Source organism: Chitinophaga sp., from assembly GCF_039596455.1.
Classification (GTDB): Bacteria; Bacteroidota; Bacteroidia; order Chitinophagales; family Chitinophagaceae; genus Chitinophaga.
In genome coordinates, this window is record NZ_JBCNJR010000013.1 from 45,383 (window position 1) to 65,696 (window position 20,314).

Here is a 20,314-nt window from a genome sequence, read left to right on the forward strand (position 1 = left end):
ACAGATCATATTTTGTCTTTCTCCAGGAACGAACGTACAAAATCATCGTCCGTCAATTCAGGATAGGCGGCCGTTACGCGGTCTATTTCTTCCAGCTGGCCCGGAGACAGTTGCTCTTTGTCTTCGATACACCAGATGCCTTCCAGCAAACCCTGCCTGCGCAGTACTTCATGAATGCCGGCAATGGAGCCGCGGAAAGCGTTGGCCGGGTCAAACAGCGCGGCGTTCATATCCGTTACCGCTATCCCTTTTTGCAAAAGGCCGTTTTGCTGGCCGGATTTGATCTCCGCAAACAGCTCGGTCACTTTTTTTGTCCATACAGACCAGTGGCCCAGCAGGCCCCCGGCAAATTTTTTCTCTACCGTTTTACCGTTTATGTTAAAACGATAGGTGGTGATCAGGTCAGCCACAATATTATCGTCATTACCGGTATACAGCGCAATTTCGTCACGGCGGGGAGAGCTGCATACGGCGCGCACCACGTCAAGCGTCTGGTAACGGTTGAACGGGGCCGTTTTAATGGCCAGCACGTTCGGGATGTTCACCATCTGCTCCCAGAAACGGTAGCTCAATATACGGCCTCCTACGCTGGGTTGCAGGTAAAACCCGAAAACCGGTATCACCTCCGCCACGGCGGCAATGTGTTTTACCAGCTGGTCTTCTGAGTAGTCTTTCAGCCCGCCCATGCTCACCAGCCCCAGATCATAGCCGTAAGATACGGCAAGCCGGGCTTCCGCCAAAGCCTGTTCTGTAGGGCCGCAAATGCCGGCTACTTTGATAAAGGGCCGCTGCAGGTTTGCTTTGGTGACCTCTTCCGCCGCCAGGCGCAGTACGGTTTCATACAGGTCCACTTCCGGCTTGCGTATCTCGAACTGCGTGGTATGCACGCCCACGGCTACGCCGCCCGCGCCGGCGGCTATGTAATAACGCGTCAGCCGGCGTTGCCGGGCCTCATCCAGCCGCCGCTCCGCCGTCAGCGCAAGGGGATGCGCCGGAATTACCGTACCGGCATATAGTAGTTCTTTAACAGAAGGGTTCATTGTTTGTATTTGACAGGATTAAAACTTGCCCGCCCTTTCCTGGAAATGGGTAGGTTTTTGAATAGTGGCGCCGCCAGATTGCAGCCAGGCCGCCGTTAGCTCTATCATTTGCTGCAGGCCTACTCTGGGGTAACCGAACAGGCGGAAGCTTTCCGCCGCGTTGCTCAGCAGGGCAGAGGGCTGCTCTTCATTGACGAACTGCGGCGTTTTGCCCAGCAGTTTCCCGAACTGTTCCGCTATCCACCGAACGGCCGCGGTTTCAGGGCCGGTTACGTTCAGCAACTTGCCTGGTACGCTGCAGTGCAGGAAGCTGCGCAGCGCAATTTCATTCGCGTCTCCCTGCCATATCACGTTCACATGTCCCATGCGGATGTCTATGGGCTTTTCTGCCTGTACGGATTTGGCTATTTCCAGCAATACGCCGTAACGCAGGTCGTTAGCATAGTTGAGGCGGTAAATGAGGATGGGGGTGTTGTGTTTGGAAGAGAAGTACTGGAACACGCGCTCGCGGCCCAGGCAAGACTGGCCGTATTCCCCGATGGGCCCGGGGGCCACGCTTTCATCGGCACCGCCGGAAAACACCGGGGTGAAGGGGTATACGTTGCCGGTGGAATACACTACAATATTGGAGTGCTTGTACTTTTCCGCCACGCGGCCCGGCAGGTATGCGTTCATGGCCCAGGTGAAAGATTCTTTGCCCGTGGTGCCGAATTTGGTACCGGCCAGGTAAAGCACGTTCTTCACATCGGGCAGCGCCTGCAGCGCGGCATCGTCCAGCAGGTCTACCTTGATGGTTTCCACGCCATAAGATTCCAGCTCTTCCCTGAGGCCCGGTTCAGACAACCTGGAAGCGCCGATGATACGGCGGGGCACGCCAGATTTGTCTACCGCCTGTTTTGCCAGTTTTGCCAGGCTGGGCCCTATTTTGCCGCCAACGCCCAGCAGCAGTATATCACCTTCCAGCGTTGCCATGTCAGCCACCAATGCGTCTGAAGGTTGCAGCAGCGCATCTACGGTTTGTTGCAGATTGTTCATATGAGTAATTGACTTTTTTTAGGAGAAGAATAATGCCTGTACATTACTGGCCGCCAGCAGGAACATGATGACCAGCCCCACAGCGCCCACAATATTCACAAAGCGGGAGTTCTTGTAAGGCCCCATGATCTTTTCATCGTTTGCTACCAGGTACAGCGCCACACCAATAAAAGGGACTATAAAAATGGTCACTGCCTGGGCAAGAATGATCAGCTCCAGCGGCAGCTTGCCGAATACAATGGCCACTACGGCGCCGATCACCATAATGATGCCGATGAACAGGCGCACCATGCCGGATTTTAATTGCCCGCCATAACCCAGCGCATCACCCAGCAGGGTGCCGCCCAGCGCCGCGTTGCCTATTACGGAGGAAAAGGACGCCCCGAAGAGGCCGGAGAGGAAGAGAGCGGCAGCAAAGTGGCCGAAAATAGGCTCCAGCGCCCGCGCCATGTCTGTAGCGCTGTTCACCGGCAGGTTTTTGACGTGCAGCACCGCTGCGGCGCAGATCAATACAATGGCGCTCAGCAGGCCCAGTATCAGCATACCGGGGTAGGTTTCTTTGGGAGACTGCTTCACATCGGGCTGCGCCCTTTTGCGTTCCTGCACCAGGTAAGACTGGTAGAGCGCACCTACAATAGAGAAACAGGAAGCCATAAAGGCGATCACCAGCTTCAGCGATCCCTCCGGAACAACCGGTGCCAGCCCGCTGATGATGCCGCCAACAGACGGTTTGGAGAACAGGAGGGTGGTTACGAACGCCAGCAGCATGAGGGCTATGAGCACGATCATAATGTTCTGCAAGGTTTTGTAGAACGTTTTGTAGAACAGCATGGCAATAGCTAGCAGGTTGAACACCACTATCCAGATCACGGAGTTGGTTTGCGTGGCTTCCCCAATGGCAATGCCAGTGCCGATGGAATTGCCCGCCTGGAAGGAAGCGCATACCAGGAACACCCCGATGCCGATGGCAATGCGCGCGCCGTTGCCCCACTTGCGGCCGATGGTGGTGAGCAGGGACTCGCTGGTGGCAATACCGATGCGGGCAGACATAGTGGTGAATGTGATCATAAAAAAGATGGCCACCACAATGAGCCATATCAATGCGTATCCATATTTGGCCCCCATCATGGACGTAATGGTGATCTTGCTGGGCCCGAATACCAGCGCGGCCGTAATAAGCCCGGGGCCGATGGCTTGCAGCCATGCGCGGTATTTGCCCGTGGCCGTTTTCTCTGCGGCCGGGAGAGGAGCGGTGGTTGACGTGTTTTCCATGCGTTTGGTCAGATTATGAATTTTGGTTCCGGATAACGAAAAAGCGGGATGTTCGTGTACGTACCCGAAAGTACACAACATTTACAAAAATCCAAACATTATTTGTTCTTTGATTGAATATCGGCGCGCTGGCCACCTGTTCGTTTTTATTCCGGATAATTTTCTACAAAAGATTTGTATTTCCGGAAACATTTACTAATTTCCGGGTGCGTACCCGAAATGAGCGAGATCAGTATGATAAGCACGTGAATATGCAAAACATGAGGGGAGCAGCGAAAAAGGCCGGACAGCTTAGGCCGGGAACGGAACATGCATACGGACAGCGCCGCCGGGAATAATCCCGGTCAACGATCATTTTTTTATTACCGCTGGATGATACCGGCATTTTTTAAAGGAGTATTCGGGTACGTACCCGAAATAGTATCAGCCATTTGACCTATATTCAGACAACTGCAACCACATTAAACGGATATAATTAAACAGACTATTTCACATGACGCATTTCTATGACCGCCGCAGGTTCCTTCAAACACTGTCTACCGCCGGAGCAGGCGTAGCGCTCAGCACTGTACTGCCCTTTGGGGCAAAGGCTTTTGCCGGTGCAGATGTTATCAAGGTAGGTATTATCGGCGCAGACTCTTCTCACGCCGTGGCCTTCACCAAAAGCTTTCACAACCCCACACCGGCCCCCGGACTGGAAGGGTTCAAAGTGGTAGCTGTATTGCCGGAAGCAAGTCCTGACATACCTAACAACGTAAAGCGCCTGCCGGGGTTTGTAGACCAGCTGAAACAGCTGGGCGTGGAAGTGGTAGATACCATGGATGCCCTGCTGGCTAAAGTAGACGCGGTACTGGTAGAGTCTAACGACGGCCGCCCGCATTACCGCCAGGCCCTGCCCGCGCTCAAGGCAGGTAAAAGGGTGTTCATAGACAAACCGCTGGCCGCCTCCCTGGCTGAAGGCATGGCCATCTTCGATGCCGCCCGCCAGCATAACACGGCTGTTTTCTCCTGCTCTTCCCTGAGGTACATGGAAACGGCACAGCAGGTAGTGAAAGGCTCCGTTGGTAAAGTGTTCGGCGCAGATACCTACAGCCCCTGCGCGCTGGAAAAAACGCATCCTGATATTTTCTGGTACGGCATTCACGGCGTGGAAACCCTGTATACCGTGATGGGCCCCGGCTGCAAATCCGTCAGCAGATCTCACACAGATAATACAGATGTAGTAGTAGGCACTTGGGAAGATGGCCGCATTGGCAGCTTCCGTGGCAACCGTACCGGCAAAAGCGAATACGGCGGCACCGTATACGGTGAAAAAGGCAATGCCGTACTGGGCCCCTTCAAAGGCTACGAACCGCTGGTTGTCCAGATAGCAGCGTTTTTCAGAACAGGCAAATCTCCCGTGCCGGAAGCAGAAACGCTGGAAATACTGGCGTTCATGGAGGCGGCAGATGAAAGCAAGCGCCTGGGCGGCAAACCGGTTGAACTGAAAGCCATGTTTGACAGGGCCAAAAAGCATAAGAAGAAAAAGTAACCACACACATTCATTTACATTTTATCACCAAAAATTCTGATCATGAAATCGGAACGATATTCCTATGCCCGTTCGGGTATCAGATGCGTGCTGCTATGCCTGCTGCTGCTACCGGGCATGCTGTTTGCCCAAGCTCCCCGCACTGTAAAGGGCCTGGTAACAGACCAGGATGGCGGCGCCCCGCTGCCGGGCGTAAGCGTGAAAGTGAACGGTACCAACCGTGGTGCCCAGACAGACGCAGAAGGCCGCTTCAGCATCAGCGCCAAACCGGGAGATGTGCTGGACTTTACCTTCATTGGTTATGAAAAAAGATCAGTGACGGTTGGCAACCAGGCTTCCCTGCAGGTGTTCATGAAATCTACCACCACGGGTATGAACGAAGTGGTGGTGATAGGTTATGGCACCGTGGCCAAAAAAGACCTCACCGGCTCTGTGAGCAAGGTGAATATTGATGACATGGCCAAAGCGCCCGTGATGTCTTTTGACGAAGCCCTGGCCGGCAGGGTAGCGGGTGTACAGGTAACTTCGAGCGAAGGGCAGCCCGGTTCCAAAATGAACATCGTGATACGCGGCGCCAACTCGCTCACGCAAGACAACGCACCACTCTACGTGATTGACGGCTTCCCCATCGAAGACCCGGAAACGGCTTCCATCAACCCGGACGATATTGCTTCTATAGACATATTGAAAGACGCTTCCGCCACCGCCATTTACGGCGCCCGCGGCGCCAACGGCGTTATTGTGATCACCACCAAAAAAGGCAAGGCGGGTAAACCCGTGGTGACCTACAGCGGTACCTACGGCGTGTCAAAAGTGCTGAAAACAATGGAGATGATGGACCCCTACGAGTTTGTACAGTACCAGTACGCCCGCAACCCCACAGCCGCTACGGAAGCTTACCTGAAAGACGGCAGAACGTTGGATTATTACAAAACGGCAAAGGGGTACGACTGGCAAGACCAGATCTTCCGTACCGCGCCGATGACCACGCATAACATTTCCCTCCGCGGCGGCAATTCGCAAACGCTGTATTCCATTTCCGGCTCTGTGGCCAACCAGGAGGGCATCATCATCAACTCCGCTTTCAGGCGTTACCAGGGCCGCGTAACGGTAGACCAGACGGTGAGCGAAAAAGTGAAGGCAGGGGTAAGCGTGAACTACAGCAACACCAACCAGACGGGCGCTTCTCCTTCCGCCAACGCCTCCCAGTCTACCAACTACCTGCTCTTCAGCGTATGGGGTTACCGCCCCATCACCGGCTCTAACATAGACCTTTCTGAAGGCCTGGATGACCCCGACCTGAACGACGTGGCAGATTACCGCATCAACCCCGTGATCAGCTCAAAGAACGAGCTGCGCCTGCAGGGCATCAAAAACATTATGGCCAACGCCTATATAGATTACAAGATCACCAAAGACCTGCTGCTGAAAGTAACAGGCGGCATCAACAACCAGGTGGGCCGCAGTGATGCGTTCTTCAGCAGCCTTACCCGCAACGGTACGCCGGTGATTCCCACCAACACCCGCGGCGTCAATGGTTCTGTAAGCTATACGGAAGCCAATAGCTGGGTGAACGAGAACACCCTTTCTTACCGTAAAACCTTCAATAAAGTACACAAGCTGGATGCAGTAGCCGGTGTTACCATGCAGGGCGGCAACCGCGCCAGGTACGGTTTTGCAGTGCAGCAGGTGCCTAATGAGGAACTGGCGCTGGACGGGCTGGATGAAGGCATTCCTTACCAGGCATACGCTTCCAACGGCAACTATACCCTCAGCTCTTTCCTGGGCCGCGTGAACTATAGCTACAAATCCAAATACCTGCTCACGGCCAGCTTCCGTGCAGACGGTTCTTCCAAATTTGCTCCGCAGAACCGATGGAGCTATTTCCCCTCCGGCGCTTTTGCATGGCGCTTGAGCAGCGAAGATTTTATGAAGCCGCTCAAATTTGTGTCTGACGCCAAGCTGCGCGCCAGCTACGGCGTAACAGGCAACAACCGCGTGGGCAACTTTGATTACCTGCCTTCGCTGACGCTGCCCATCAACGCGTCTTATTCTTTCAACAACGCCACGCCCAACAAAGGCGTAATACCCGGCACCCTGGGCAACGCCAACCTCAAATGGGAAAACACGGAGCAGGTAGACCTGGGCCTTGACCTCAACCTGTTCCGCAACCGCATTGAGTTCACGGCAGACCTGTACCGCAAAACCACATACGACCTGTTGTTGCAGGCCAACGTGCCTTACACCACCGGTTATCAGACCGTGTTCAAGAACATTGGCAAGGTGCGCAACGAAGGCATTGAGTTCAGCCTCGGTACGGAGAATATCCGTACAAAACACTTCTCCTGGAACAGCAGCTTCAACATCAGCTTCAACAGAACACGCGTGCTGGCCCTGGCAGAAGGGGAGGAAGCCCTGCTTACACCCATGGAATGGGATTCCGGCTACAAGGGCGCGCTGTACATTGCCCGCATGGGGCAGTCTACTTCCCTGTTTTACGGCTACATCTGGGACGGTCTCTATACTTATGATGATTTTGACCAGCCTTCTCCCAACACCTATGTGCTGAAAAAGGACAGGCCTACCAACACAGACACGCGAGACCAGATACAGCCCGGCCACAACAAGTTCCGTGACATCAACGGAGACGGCGTGGTGAATAATGAAGACATGACAGTGATTGGCCGCGGCCTGCCCATCCACACCGGCGGTTTCTCCAATAACTTCAGCTACAAGGGTTTCAGCCTTAACGTGTTTTTCCAGTGGTCTTACGGCAATGACATCATGAATGCCAACCGCCTTATGTTTGAAGAGAACGTGGGCAACCGTAACAACCTGAACCAGTACAAATCTTACGTAAACCGCTGGAGCCACGACAATCCAACCAGCAACATACCGGTAAGCCGCGGGCAGACCATGTACGGCATTTATTCTTCCCGCGTGGTGGAGGATGGTTCTTACCTGCGCCTGAAAACCTTGTCTCTGGCGTATTCCCTGCCGGCAAAGTACCTGCGCCCGCTGAAAATAAGCAACCTGGCGGTATCCGTACAGGCGCAGAACCTCATTACCTGGAGCAATTACTCCGGCATGGACCCCGAGGTGTCTGTACGCCACACCGCGCTTTCCGCAGGATTTGACTATTCCGCTTACCCGCGTGCCAGAACGGTTACTTTCGGGTTAAAAGCAACTCTTTAACATCAAAATAGCTTTGTTATGAATCGAATATATTTTGTAGCACTGGTGATGATAGGCATGACGGGCTGTAAAAAGTTCCTGGACACAAAACCCACGGACTTTCTGACCCCCACGCAATACTTCACCACGGAAGAACAGCTGAGCAACGGCCTCACCGGTGTATATGATGTACTGGGCAGCAGCGAGCTGTATTCGAACGCTTTCACCAGCCGCCTGGGCACGGAAGCAGACCAGGGTTTTTATGCCCGCAGCACCTTCAACGGCCCGCAGGTATACACCCATACCTCTTCTGATAACCTGATATCCGGCACCTGGATGAGGCTGTACGAAGGCATCAGTCGCGCCAACATGGTGCTGGCCAGCATAGACAAGCCTAAAATGAGTGATTCCGCGCGCATGCAGGTAAAAGGCGAAGCACTCTTTTTGCGTGCTTTTTATTACTTCATGCTGGTGAGCAACTGGGGAGACGTGCCGCTGATACTGGAACCGGTCACTTCCGCCGCAGGCAATGAAGTGGCCCGTACGCCAGCTACGGAAGTGTATGAGCAGATCGTGAAAGATATGAAAGAGTCTGAAGGCCTGGTGAAAACCATTACGCAAATAGGATTCGGCGGCAGGATCACCAAGTCTGCCGTGCGCGGCATGCTGGCCAGGGTATACCTCTACTGGGCAGGCAAACCTCTGAACGATGCCAGCAAATATAATGACGTGAAAGAGTGGGCGCTGAAAGTGATGGAATCCGGAGAGCATCAGCTGGCGGAAGATTACAGCCAGATATTCATCAACTACGCGCAAGACAAATATGATATCAGGGAAAGCATCTGGGAAGTGGAATTCTGGGGTAACCGCATTGGCAACGCCTATACCGAAACCGGCTGGATCGGGTATACCGTGGGCATTGCTACTACCGATACCGAAATAGGTTTCAGCTACGGCTTTATCAACGCTACCGCCAACCTGTACCGCAAGTACGCAGAAGGAGATGTGCGCCGCGACTGGGCGATTGCGCCGTTCCGTTATTCGGGTAAAACCAAGGTGCTGCATACCGCCGCCCAGCTGTATAACCGCAACGCCGGCAAATGGCGCAGGGAGTATGAGACCGTGCTGCCCAAAGCGCCCAGCACCACGCCGCAGAACTTTGCCATTTTACGTTATTCAGATGTGCTGCTGATGTACGCAGAAGCGGAAAACGCGCTGAACGGCCCCACGGCTGAAGCGCTGGGCGCCATCAACCTGGTGCGCAAAAGAGCCAAGGCAGCGGAATACACCAGCTTTGCTTCTAAAGAGGCATTCCTGGAAGAGCTGCAAGACGAACGCTCCCGCGAGCTGTGTTTTGAATCACTGCGCAAGGCAGACCTGATACGCTGGGGCATCTTCCTGCCCACTATGAAGGCAATAGGCAACGAAATACAAAGTGAGGGCGGCTCTTATGCTTATGCCACTATTGCTTTCCTGAACGCTTCGGAAAAACACCTGCTGTTCCCCATACCGGCCAGGGAAATGATGCTGAACAGGAAACTGGTGCAAAACCCGGGCTGGTAACTAATGCACATCACATTAAAAATTAACAGATGAAACGGATCATATTATTCCTCATCGTTCCATTCATGGCCGCCTGCAGCAAGGACATGAAAACAGACACGCCCCTGCTGGAAGTAACGGTAAACAAGGCCGAGCTGAAAGCCGGAGATACCGCGCATTTCAGCATCAGCACCAATGCCAACGTCCTGTCTTTTTACTCAGGGGAAGTGCTGAGCGACTATAACTTTTACAAAGGACGTAAAACCGCAATAGACAGCGTATTGCTTTCTTTCTCCACCTCCCTCAACTACGGCACGCAGAAAGACCAGTTTGCCGTATTCGCTTCCAATGACTTTAACGGGCAATATACGGTAGACGGGCTCAAGGCCGCCACCTGGCAGAATATCACCAGCTGGTTCAAGCTGGCGCCGGGTAACAGCAACACCGCCATTGCCGCTGGTGTAAAAAAGATCAATTCACTTGCCGTGCCGGGCAAACCGCTTTATATTGGCTACCGGTTCATTGTAAAGCCGCAAACCGCCAACGGCGCCTCCAAGTTGTGGACCATGACCGGCTTTAACGTAGCCGGTTATACGGACCTGGGCGTGCAAACCCTGGCAGACCATAAATCTGCCGGCTGGCAGATCATAGCGCAAGGCCCGCATGACCCCGGCAGGGGAGCGGTGATACAGGCCGCGCAGCTTGCCTTCTTCGGCAACAACCTGGATTACAAGGAGGAGTATATGGAAGATTGGGTGATCTCAAAGCCCATCAATATGGAAGAAGTAGACCTCGGCCCTGACTGGGGCACGGGCATCAAAACACTGGCAGACCCGCCGCTGAAGGAATACAGCTACGTCTTCTCGGAACCGGGCACCTACACCGTCACTTTTGTAGGCCTGAACGTGAATAGTGACAGTGAGAGCAGGGTAGTGCGCCAGCTGGCCATAAAAGTTACACCATAAAATGAACACTATGAGGTTTGGTTTCAGCATATTATGTTTATTCTTCCTGCTGCAGGGAAATGTTGTGTTCTCCCAACAGGTGATTGCGAAAGATGCCGCCTGGTGCTGGTTCTCAGACCCCAGGGCCATTTACCACAAAGGGCAGAAAGAGGCCATGTATTTCGGGTATATCAACAGCAAGGGAGATGTGATGGTGAAATCGCTGGACCTGGCTACCAACCAGGAGGAGGAGTATAACCTGCACAAGGAATTGCAGGTGGATGATCACAACGTGCCTTCCTTCCTTTTTTTGCCTGACGGAAAGCTGCTCACCTTTTATTCCCATCACAACGGCGACCTGTTCATGCGGAAAAGCAAAAACGCGGAAGACATTACGGCATGGGAAGACGAGCGGATACTGCTGAACAAATCTGCTACCGATGTGTATTGCTACAGCAACCCTATTATGCTGAGCGGGGAAAATAACCGCATTTATCTTTTCGGCAGGGATTTTTACCGGGGCAAAGGTTTTGAGAAAGGCTACGCCGGTACGCAGATCTATTTCATTTACAGTGATAACTACGGGGAAACCTGGAGCGAAAGAAAAATACTGCTGGACAACTCCATGCGGAACAACCCGCCTTACATCAAGTATACATCAGACGGCAAGTCACGCATAGACTTCCTGTTTACGAACGGCCACCCCAAGATCGGCAACGATGTGGCGGTGTTCCATATGTATTATAAAAACGGGGCTTTCTGGCAAACCAGCGGCCGCAGGATAGGCGGCGTGGCAGATCTGCCGGTTACTATCAGCAAGGTAGACAAGGTATATGACCCTGCCGTAACAGACGTAAGGGCCTGGATATGGGACATAGCCATGGATAAAAAGGGCCACCCCGTGGTGACCTATGCGCGCTATCCCTCCCCGGAAGAGCACCAGTACTACTACGCCAGGTGGAACGGTAAAAAGTGGGAAGACCGGAAAATAGCAGATGCCGGGCCTTACATCACCATCATAAAACCCGGTAAAAAGCTGCTGGAGGCGCATTATTCTGGCGGTATTGTGCTGGACCACGAGAACGTGAACAACATATACCTGGCCCGCAAAATAAACGGGGTGTATGAAATTGAAAAGCGTGTGCTGAACGGGAAAAAGGAAGAGACCATTCCTGTTACCAGCCATTCTACCGCAGATAACCTGAGGCCGTACGTTGTGGCCGGCAATACATCCGGCTCGCCCATTCTCATGTGGATGAACGGGCATTACTATCATTATACAGATTACCAAACAGACCTGAAAATCAAAAGGCAATAGCATGGAACAGAACAACACCGCCTATACCCGTAGAAAAATGCTGGGCGCATTGGGCCTCACACTGGCAGCCGGCCTTCCGGTAGGCGCGGCGCCCGTTTCCAAACGCAGCGGCGGCGGCCCGGTCTACGCCACTGTAATTGCCATGCAGGAAGATAAAAAACTCACTGCCGGCAGTATTGTGCAAACGGCCGGCTATCACGCAGCCGGAGACGGCGGCGCGGCGGTTTACCAGGTGGCGGAAAAAGGAGGGATAGCCTTGCAGAACGGCCTCTCCGCCGTATTGCTGGCGGGCGCCAGCGTGAACTACAAGATGTTCGGCGCCGTGGGAGATGGCAAGAATGACGACGGGGTGCAGATCAAGGCGGCCCATGAATTTGCCAATGAGCACAACATTCCCGTGGTGAACCCCGGCGGCGAGTTCTGGCTGAAGCAGACCAATGCGATACCGGTGTACACCAATGTGCATTGGGGCAATACCGTATTTCATATAGACGAGCAATACAATACCAAAACCAACGCCCGTTTCGAGATCAGAAGCAGGCTGAAGCCGGTGAAGGTGGAAGCGGATAAAGACCTGCTGCTGAAAGTGCTGAAGCCCGGCGTAAAAATGATTCCCGAACTGGCGCCTTATACCAATTGCCTGGTGTTTGCGGCGGATGATAAAGACAGGATAGGGCTGCGGGCCGGTGAAAGGTACAACGGCCAGTCATGGGCGCGGGAAGATTTTTTTTACGTGGAAGAACACGGCCGCATCATAGGTGACCTGGCCTGGGAGTTCAAAAACTTCACCAGCCTGATGGCGTACCCCTGCGATCAGGGCTACCTGGTGGTGGAAGGCGGTACTTTTTTAATGTCCGGCAACAGTCCGGGTACTTTTAAAGGCACTAAATACGACGGCTACTGGCGTGGCGGCATTACCATCAGCCGCAGCCGCACCATTATCCGCGAGCAGTGGGTAGGGCTGGAAAAGGGCGCGGCAGACGTGGCCCTCAACCCCCGCGGCGGCTTCTATTCTTTTTCCCGCGTGTATGACGTAACGCTGCAGGATGTGCGGCTCATACCCTGGGAGCAAGACAGGGAAGGGAAGGAGCGGGACGTGCCTGCCGGTACTTACGGTATTTCCTGCAACCGCACCCTGAAAGCGCGTTTCTGCCGCGTAACGGCAGAAGGCGGGCCCGTGCACTGGGGCGTGTTCGGCACCAACCTCAATAAACAGTTTATCATAGACAGCTGCAGCCTCAACCGGGTAGACGTACATTTCCACTGCTGGCATCTGTACATCAAAGATTCCCAGATCGGCTACCGCGGCGTGACCGTTACGGGCGGGGGAGACCTGTTCGTGGAAAACACCACCATCTGGTCAAGGAACTTCATTTCCTTCCGGAGAGACTTCGGCGCCAAGTGGGACGGGGCCATTTACGTCCGCAACTGCCGTTATATGCCCGCCGGGCAGGGAGACACGGCGGTGCTGGAATTTGTGCCGGCAGATTTTACCTACAACTATCCCATTGGCTACGGCCGCACCATCCGCGTGGAAGGGCTGACGGTAGATTATCATGCCTTGCCAGGCTCCACCGGTATTTGCTGGCTGATGCGCACGGCGGCGTTCTCCAAAATGAAGAGCAGCGGCGAACGGCTGTTTTTCCCGCATGCCGTGTCTTTCCGTGACGTGGTGGTGGAAGGCCGCAGCAAAGGCGTGCGCCTCGTGGAAATGGCCGCCCCGCAGGGGTACCGGCAGCCGCTGAAAGGCGGGCCGGGAGTGCCCAACGCTTCACTGGTATTCGAGAACGTTCAGCTGGAGCAGGAGGGAGCCCGCCATTTGCTGCTGAATGCAGCGCCAGACAAGCAGCCGGAAGATGAATACGCCCTCAGCCCGGAAATACGCGTGGTGAACTGCCATCATTTTTCCGCGGAACTGGCCGGCGCCGCAGGCTTACGGGTAGAACGCAGCCTGGTTGGAGCATTGAAAGCCGACCTGCAGGGAGAACTGAGCCTGGCGGATTGCCGCCTCCAGCCCGCCGGGAAAGCCGGAGAAACAACTTTTTACAAGCTGGCGGCCACCGCGGGGACCAGTTTTACCAACTGCACGGTACATGCGCCGGTGGTAGACGGTACGCCCAAACCTTCGCTGGTGGATACCTACGGCTTCATCAAACTGAACAAGATCCTGCGTTTCAACCACCTCAATACGCGGCTGGGGCAGGAAATATTGAAGGAGGTGAAGCTGCAGCCCCGCTTTGTGCGGATGCTGGCCAGCCATCACGAGCTGGAAGGGGAGAGCATGTAAGGGAAGGCGGCACAGGAATCCGGCAACCGGGGCAGGCCGTGCCCGAATCAGCGCCCCGGCACCAAAACCGCCGGAGGCCAGCCCGTAAACGTTGCCGGAACAAAAAACTGGCAAAAACTTTTTAATTTCTAACTTTAAATAGTACTTTCGGGTACGTACCCGAAAACATCAATTTTCAACCAAACCACGAAGTAATCATGGAAAAGTCCCGCAGAGCGTTTTTGAAAAACACGATCAAAGGATCAGCGGCATTGGCGGTAGGCAGCATGCTGCCTGGTGTGAGCGCCAAAAGTTATGCCCGTATCATAGGCGCCAATGAACGTATTAAAATCGGTATGATGGGCGTAAACGCCCGTGGGCTCGCACTGGCCAATAACTATGCCCGCCAGGCCAATTGCGAGATCATTTCCGTATCCGATGTGGACAGCCGCGCAGCGGAAAAATGTATTGCCAGCGTGACCAAGATCCAGCAGTCACAGCCCAAAGCCGTGCCTGACTTCCGGAAAGCCCTGGAAAACAAGGAGCTGGACGGCCTGGTGGTGGCCGCGCCTGACCACTGGCACGCTCCTGCGGCCATACTGGCGGCCAAAGCCGGTAAACACGTATACCTGGAAAAACCTGCCAGCCACAACCCCGCAGAAGGAGAGCTGCTGGTGGCCGCGCAGAAAAAATACAAAACCGTTATACAGATGGGCAACCAGCGCCGTTCCTGGCCGAACGTGATTGCCGCCATCAACGAAATAAAAAGCGGTACCATTGGCCGGGTGTATTTCGGCAAAGGCTGGTATACCAACAACCGCGAGTCTATCGGCACCGGCAAAACCGCTGCAGTACCTTCCTGGCTCAATTACGACCTCTGGCAGGGCCCCGCGCCGCGCAGGCCTTACAAAGACAATCTCATCCACTACAACTGGCACTGGTTCTGGAACTGGGGCACCGGTGAAGCCCTCAACAACGGCACCCACATGGTTGACCTGCTGCGCTGGGGCCTGGATGTGGATTACCCCACCTTCGTCACCTCTTCCGGCGGCCGCTACCGCTACCAGGACGATTGGGAAACGCCAGACACCCAGGTGATCACCATGGAGTTCGGCAACAAATGCAGCATTGCCTGGGAAGGCCGCAGCTGCAACGGCAAGCCCATAGAAGGCAATACCGCCGGCGTAATTTTCTACGGAGAGAACGGCTCCCTCGTAATAGACGGCAACGCCTACACCATCTATGACCTGAAGAACAAGGTGGTGAAAGACGTAAAAAACACCAAAGCCATCGACGCGCGCAACCTCACCAATCCCGCTGCAGACCTTGACGCGCTGCATATCCAGAATTTCTTTGACGGTATCAAGAACGGCGCTACGCTGAACGCAGACATCCTCGGCGGCCACAAGAGCACCCTGCTCTGCCAGCTGGGCAATATTGCGCTCCGCTCAGGCTCCGCGCTGAACATAGACCCGGCTACCGGCCACATCAAAAACAACGCGGCCGCGCAGAAGTTCTGGAAAAGAGATTACCAGCCGGGCTGGGAACCGAAAATATAATCAAGATGGGAAATAAACCTTCGGTGGTGGAAGTGGGCTCAATGAGCAAACGTGACACCCGCATATCTATCTTTATCATTGGGCTGCTGTTTTTTATTTTCGGGTTCGTGACCTGGGTAAATGCCATCCTGATACCTTATTTCAAAATAGCCTGTGAGCTGAGCAACCTGCAGTCTTACTTTGTGGCGTTCGCTTTTTATATCTCCTATTTCATCATGTCCGTTCCGTCATCCTACCTGCTCAAAGCGGTAGGGTTCAAGAAGGGCATGATGGTGGGCTTCTGGGCCATGGCGGTGGGTGCGCTGATCTTCATCCCCGCCGCGCTGACGCGTACGTATGAAGTGTTCCTGCTGGGGCTTTTCACCATTGGCCTGGGCCTGGCGGTACTGCAAACGGCTGCCAACCCCTACATCACCATACTGGGGCCAAAGGAAAGCGCCGCGCAGCGTATCAGCATCATGGGCATCTGCAACAAAGGCGCGGGTATTATTGCGCCGCTCATTTTTGCCGCGGTGATCCTCAAACCTACAGACACCGGCCTCTTTGAACAGCTGGCCCACATGGGGGCGCAGGAACGGGCCGCAGCGCTGGATGAGCTGATCCGCCGGGTAATTACGCCCTATGCGGTAGTAGGTACTGTCTTGTTCCTGCTGGGCCTGATGGTACGCTATTCCCCGCTGCCGGAGATCAATACGGAAAGCGAAAGCAGCGAAGTGGCGGCCGCCAATGCAGGCAAAAAAAGCATCTTCGAGTTCCCGCATCTCATCCTGGGCGCACTGGCCATTTTCCTGCACGTAGGCACGCAGGTGGTAGCGATAGACACCATCATTCCCTACGCCACGCATGATATGGGCATTTCCCTGCTGGAAGCCAAAACATTCCCCTCATACACGCTGGCAGCCACCATTTTCGGGTATTGCATGGGCATCCTGCTCATCCCGAAAGTGATCAGCCAGGTGAACGCATTGCGTTTCTGCACCGTGCTGGGCGCCTTGCTGGTAGCCTGCATCACCCTGGTGAAAGGGCAGGTTACCCTGCTGGGCCACACTACGGATATATCTATCTGGTTTGTGGTATTGCTGGGCCTGGCCAACTCGTTGGTATGGGCCGGCATCTGGCCGCTGGCGCTGGAAGGGCTGGGGCGCTTCACCAAACTGGGCGCTTCCATCATGATCATGGGCCTTTGCGGCAACGCCATTCTGCCCCTGGTGTACGGCTACTTTGCAGACGCTTACAACCTGAGGGCGGCGTACTGGGTATTATTCCCCTGTTACCTCTACCTCATATTTTACGCTTTTTACGGGCATCTCATCAGGAGGTGGTCTCCCGCTTTTTCATCCAACATTCAATTAAAACAGGAAGTGCAGACATATGAGGTTTCAGAAGAAAAAAATTAGCAACGGCCAGATCATCACCCCATACCGCATTATTCCAGGAGGAACGGTGCTGGTAGAGGGTAACAAGATACTAGCCGTGAGTGAGTATGACATTCCCGTAAGTGATGCACTGGAAATTGATGCCGGCGGCCGTTACGTGGCGCCGGGATTTATAGACCTTCACATCCACGGCGGCGGCGGCAGTGATTTTATGGACGGCGATGTGGAAGCGTTCCTTGCTGTTGCAGAAAAACACGTACAATACGGCACTACCTCCATGGTGCCCACCACATTGAGCAGCGATACGGCCAGCCTCATGGATGCCGTGCAGCTGTATGACAAGGCGCATGCCCTCAACAAACGCGGCTCGGAGTTCCTGGGCATTCACCTGGAAGGCCCGTACTTTGCCATGAACCAGCGCGGCGCGCAAGACCCGCGCTACATCCGCAACCCTGAACCCGCAGAGTACAGGGCGGTACTGGAGTCTACCAGTTCCGTGGTACGCTGGAGCGCGGCGCCGGAGCTGCCGGGTTCGCTGGAGTTTGGCCGTTACCTGCGCAGCAAAGGCATTCTGGCCGCCATTGCGCATACAGACGCTATTTATGAAGAAGTGCTGGAAGCGCTGGAGTGCGGTTATACCCACGCCACGCACCTGTACTCCGCCATGTCTGGCGTTACGCGTAAAAACGCGTTCCGTTACGCCGGCGCTATAGAAAGCGCTTTCCTGCTGGATGAAATGACGGTGGAAATTATTGCGGACGGCGTTCACCTGCCCCCGCCGCTGCTGAAGCTGGTGTACAAAATAAAAGGAGCAGACAAGACGGCCCTCATCACAGACGCCATGCGCGCCGCCGGCATGCCGCCGGGAGAAAGCATTCTCGGCGCGCTCAACAACGGCCTGAAAGTGATAGTGGAAGATAACGTGGCCAAGCTGCCGGACCGCAGCTCCTTTGCGGGTAGTGTGGCCACGGCAGACCAGCTGGTGCGCAACATGGTGCAGCTGGCGGACGTGCCGCTCATAGACGCGGTGAAAATGATCACCAGCACCCCCGCCGCCATCATGAACGTGGCAGACAGGAAGGGTGCGCTGGTGGCAGGTAAAGATGCAGACATCGTGATCTTCGATGCAGATATTAACATGGACATGGTAATGGTAGGCGGCAACCTGCTGTACCAGGCCCAACATCAAAAACAATTACATGAAGCAGGTAGATAACTTACGGATACATATACATGAAACGCGGCAGGCCATGGGCGCCGCGGCCGCGGCCATGGCGGGAGACCGCATCAGGCTGCTGCTGCAGGAACAGGAGCAGCTGAACATTGTGTTTGCGGCCGCTCCCTCGCAGCAGGAGTTCCTGGAAGCGCTGGCGGCAGACAGTGGTATTGAATGGGAACGTATCAATGCCTTTCACATGGATGAGTACATTGGCCTGGACGCTGCGGCCCCGCAGGGTTTCGGCAACTTCCTGAGAGACCGCCTCTTTGCGAAAGTACCCTTCCGCAGCGTGCATTACCTGAATGGCAACGCGCCAGACCCGCAGGCGGAATGCGAGCGCTACGCCGCCATGTTGAAGCCGGGTGTAGATATTGTGATGATGGGCATCGGGGAGAACACGCACATTGCTTTCAACGATCCGCATGTGGCGGATTTTAAAGACCCCAAGCTGGTGAAGGTGGTAGACCTGGATTATGCCTGCCGGCAACAGCAGGTGAACGATGGCTGCTTCGAGACCTTTGCCCAGGTGCCCACGCATGCGCTCACGCTCACCGTGCCCGCGCTGCTGAAAGGCCGGTATATTTTCTGCATGGTGCCCGGCCCCAACAAGGCCGCGGCCGTGAAACACACCCTGTTTGACAGCATCAGTGAAAAATATCCATCCACCGCCTTGCGCAACCACCCGGAGGCCGTGCTGTTTGTAGACAAAGACAGCGCTGCCCTTTCTTTCGACCGCCTTGCCCAATTATCATGAAACAATTATCCTTACTGGCATTTGCAGCAATGATGGCCTGTTCTCCCGCCAAACCACCGCAGCAGCAACGGCTCATAGCCCTTGATCCCGGCCACTTCCACGCGTCGCTGGTGATGCAGCGCATGTACCCCGGCATAGACAGCGTGGCGCAGGTGCTGGCGCCTGAAGGGCCGGAAGTGGAGCAATACCTGGCCGTGGTAGACCGGTATAACCAGCGCGCAGAGCAGCCCACACACTGGCAAACAGAAGTATACAAAGGCCCTGACTACCTGCAGCGGCTGGCGGCACAGCCCGCCGGCAGCATTGTAGTGATTGCCGGCAATAACCGCCTCAAATCTTCTTACATCCGCAGCAGCGTGCGCGCGGGCATGCATGTGCTGAGCGACAAGCCCATGGCCATTGACCCTGCCGGCTTCGACTCCCTGAAGGCAGCTTTTGCTGAAGCCGAGGAAAAGAAAGTGCAGCTGTATGATATGATGACGGAGCGGTACGAAATACTGTCCATCCTCCAGAAAGAGCTTACCCACATGCCCGCCGTGTTCGGTGAGCTGGAAAAGGGCTCGCCGGATAACCCGGCCGTGATCAGGGAGAGCGTGCACCACTTTAAAAAGAACGTGGCCGGCAAGCTGCTGGTAAGGCCGGTGTGGTATATGGACGTAACCCAGCAGGGAGAAGGCATTGTAGACGTTACCACGCATATGGTAGACCTCATTCAGTGGACCTGCTTCCCTGAACAGGTGCTGGACTATACCAAAGATATAGTGATAGACTCCGCCCGCCGCTGGCCTACCGCTATGACCATGCAGCAGTTTGCAGACATCACCGGCCAGCCCGCCGCGCAAAGTGACAGCGTGCTGCAGGTATATGCCAACGGCGCTTTCAGCTATCGCCTGCGCGGCGTGAACGCCCGCGTGTCTGTTACCTGGGCGTACGAGGGGGGAGGGGATACGCATTATGCCCTCACCCGCGGTACCAAAGCCAACGTGCTGCTGGAAAACGGCGAGCTGTACGTGCATACGCAAACACCAGACAGCGCGGCCCTGCAGCCCTTGCTGCAAAAGTACCCCGGCCTGGCGCTGGAGCGCATTGACAAAGGCTGGCGCATAACAGTGCCGGACTCCTACAAGAAAGGGCACGAAGCCTCTTTTGCCAAAGTGATGGAAGCTTTTTTACAGTACGTGAAAGAAGGGAAACAACCCGCATGGGAAGTGCCTAATACCCTGGCCAAATACTACACTACTACGGAAGCGTTGAAGCTGGCCAGGAACGGACAATAATTTGAAA

The 20,314-nt window shown here is 54.9% G+C and carries 14 protein-coding genes; 11 read left to right on the forward strand and 3 right to left on the reverse strand.

Annotation, left to right across the window (positions count from 1 at the left end; translation table 11 throughout):
• Window positions 1-5: 5 nt before the first annotated feature.
• Genes ABDW36_RS25040 through ABDW36_RS25050 form a run of 3 tightly spaced genes read right to left on the reverse strand, consistent with a single transcriptional unit; the run spans window position 6 to window position 3,347 of the window.
• On the reverse strand, window positions 6-1,040 hold the full coding sequence (locus tag ABDW36_RS25040) for a dihydrodipicolinate synthase family protein (protein ID WP_343704684.1): 1,035 nt from the start codon (window positions 1,038-1,040) through the stop codon (window positions 6-8).
• An 18-nt stretch (window positions 1,041-1,058) separates the two neighbouring features.
• Window positions 1,059-2,075: an epimerase gene (locus ABDW36_RS25045; protein WP_343704685.1), complete on the reverse strand. Its 1,017-nt coding sequence runs from the start codon at window positions 2,073-2,075 to the stop codon at window positions 1,059-1,061.
• Between the two features lie 18 nt (window positions 2,076-2,093).
• Window positions 2,094-3,347, reverse strand: a complete 1,254-nt coding sequence (locus tag ABDW36_RS25050; protein ID WP_343704686.1) for an Nramp family divalent metal transporter — start codon at window positions 3,345-3,347, stop codon at window positions 2,094-2,096.
• Between the two features lie 493 nt (window positions 3,348-3,840).
• On the opposite strand from ABDW36_RS25050, the gene ABDW36_RS25055 reads away from it, so the two are divergent.
• The 11 genes from ABDW36_RS25055 (at window position 3,841) to ABDW36_RS25105 (ending at window position 20,307) form a co-directional block, all read left to right on the forward strand.
• A complete protein-coding gene (locus ABDW36_RS25055) occupies window positions 3,841-4,878 on the forward strand; it encodes a Gfo/Idh/MocA family oxidoreductase (protein WP_343704687.1) in 1,038 nt (345 codons plus the stop codon).
• Between the two features lie 42 nt (window positions 4,879-4,920).
• Window positions 4,921-8,073: a TonB-dependent receptor gene (locus ABDW36_RS25060; RefSeq protein WP_343704688.1), complete on the forward strand. Its 3,153-nt coding sequence runs from the start codon at window positions 4,921-4,923 to the stop codon at window positions 8,071-8,073.
• An 18-nt stretch (window positions 8,074-8,091) separates the two neighbouring features.
• Window positions 8,092-9,615, forward strand: coding sequence for a RagB/SusD family nutrient uptake outer membrane protein (locus ABDW36_RS25065; protein ID WP_343704689.1), 1,524 nt, complete (start codon window positions 8,092-8,094; stop codon window positions 9,613-9,615).
• A 29-nt stretch (window positions 9,616-9,644) separates the two neighbouring features.
• Complete coding sequence (locus ABDW36_RS25070; RefSeq protein WP_343704690.1) at window positions 9,645-10,559, forward strand: DUF5017 domain-containing protein; 915 nt, start codon at window positions 9,645-9,647, stop codon at window positions 10,557-10,559.
• 10 nt (window positions 10,560-10,569) lie between these two features.
• The gene (locus ABDW36_RS25075) at window positions 10,570-11,856 is read left to right on the forward strand and encodes a BNR-4 repeat-containing protein (protein WP_343704691.1); all 1,287 of its coding nucleotides are present in this window, start codon (window positions 10,570-10,572) and stop codon (window positions 11,854-11,856) included.
• 1 nt (window position 11,857) lies between these two features.
• Complete coding sequence (locus ABDW36_RS25080; protein ID WP_343704692.1) at window positions 11,858-14,143, forward strand: hypothetical protein; 2,286 nt, start codon at window positions 11,858-11,860, stop codon at window positions 14,141-14,143.
• 197 nt (window positions 14,144-14,340) lie between these two features.
• Window positions 14,341-15,681 (forward strand): Gfo/Idh/MocA family oxidoreductase, encoded by a 1,341-nt coding sequence (locus ABDW36_RS25085; protein ID WP_343704693.1) that lies wholly within the window; start codon window positions 14,341-14,343, stop codon window positions 15,679-15,681.
• 5 nt (window positions 15,682-15,686) lie between these two features.
• A complete protein-coding gene (locus ABDW36_RS25090) occupies window positions 15,687-17,078 on the forward strand; it encodes a sugar MFS transporter (protein WP_343704694.1) in 1,392 nt (463 codons plus the stop codon).
• Window positions 17,053-18,273 (forward strand): N-acetylglucosamine-6-phosphate deacetylase, encoded by a 1,221-nt coding sequence (gene nagA, locus ABDW36_RS25095; protein WP_343704695.1) that lies wholly within the window; start codon window positions 17,053-17,055, stop codon window positions 18,271-18,273. Before ABDW36_RS25090 ends, nagA begins: the two co-directional genes overlap by 26 nt.
• Window positions 18,257-19,030: a glucosamine-6-phosphate deaminase gene (locus ABDW36_RS25100; RefSeq protein ID WP_343704696.1), complete on the forward strand. Its 774-nt coding sequence runs from the start codon at window positions 18,257-18,259 to the stop codon at window positions 19,028-19,030. The genes nagA and ABDW36_RS25100 overlap by 17 nt, the downstream gene beginning before the upstream one ends.
• Window positions 19,027-20,307 carry a putative oxidoreductase C-terminal domain-containing protein gene (locus ABDW36_RS25105; RefSeq protein ID WP_343704697.1) on the forward strand — a complete coding sequence of 427 codons (1,281 nt, stop codon included), beginning with the start codon at window positions 19,027-19,029 and terminating at the stop codon, window positions 20,305-20,307. The genes ABDW36_RS25100 and ABDW36_RS25105 overlap by 4 nt, the downstream gene beginning before the upstream one ends.
• The last annotated feature ends 7 nt before the right edge of the window (window positions 20,308-20,314 follow it).

What these genes read in the sequence shown, in the direction of transcription:
- ABDW36_RS25040 (WP_343704684.1), bottom strand. Translation starts at nt 1,040, where the DNA reads ATGAACCCTTCTGTTAAAGAACTACTATATGCCGGTACGGTAATTCCG.
- ABDW36_RS25045 (WP_343704685.1), bottom strand. Translation starts at nt 2,075, where the DNA reads ATGAACAATCTGCAACAAACCGTAGATGCGCTGCTGCAACCTTCAGAC.
- ABDW36_RS25050 (WP_343704686.1), bottom strand. Translation starts at nt 3,347, where the DNA reads ATGGAAAACACGTCAACCACCGCTCCTCTCCCGGCCGCAGAGAAAACG.
- ABDW36_RS25055 (WP_343704687.1), top strand. Translation starts at nt 3,841, where the DNA reads ATGACGCATTTCTATGACCGCCGCAGGTTCCTTCAAACACTGTCTACC.
- ABDW36_RS25060 (WP_343704688.1), top strand. Translation starts at nt 4,921, where the DNA reads ATGAAATCGGAACGATATTCCTATGCCCGTTCGGGTATCAGATGCGTG.
- ABDW36_RS25065 (WP_343704689.1), top strand. Translation starts at nt 8,092, where the DNA reads ATGAATCGAATATATTTTGTAGCACTGGTGATGATAGGCATGACGGGC.
- ABDW36_RS25070 (WP_343704690.1), top strand. Translation starts at nt 9,645, where the DNA reads ATGAAACGGATCATATTATTCCTCATCGTTCCATTCATGGCCGCCTGC.
- ABDW36_RS25075 (WP_343704691.1), top strand. Translation starts at nt 10,570, where the DNA reads ATGAGGTTTGGTTTCAGCATATTATGTTTATTCTTCCTGCTGCAGGGA.
- ABDW36_RS25080 (WP_343704692.1), top strand. Translation starts at nt 11,858, where the DNA reads ATGGAACAGAACAACACCGCCTATACCCGTAGAAAAATGCTGGGCGCA.
- ABDW36_RS25085 (WP_343704693.1), top strand. Translation starts at nt 14,341, where the DNA reads ATGGAAAAGTCCCGCAGAGCGTTTTTGAAAAACACGATCAAAGGATCA.
- ABDW36_RS25090 (WP_343704694.1), top strand. Translation starts at nt 15,687, where the DNA reads ATGGGAAATAAACCTTCGGTGGTGGAAGTGGGCTCAATGAGCAAACGT.
- nagA (WP_343704695.1), top strand. Translation starts at nt 17,053, where the DNA reads ATGAGGTTTCAGAAGAAAAAAATTAGCAACGGCCAGATCATCACCCCA.
- ABDW36_RS25100 (WP_343704696.1), top strand. Translation starts at nt 18,257, where the DNA reads ATGAAGCAGGTAGATAACTTACGGATACATATACATGAAACGCGGCAG.
- ABDW36_RS25105 (WP_343704697.1), top strand. Translation starts at nt 19,027, where the DNA reads ATGAAACAATTATCCTTACTGGCATTTGCAGCAATGATGGCCTGTTCT.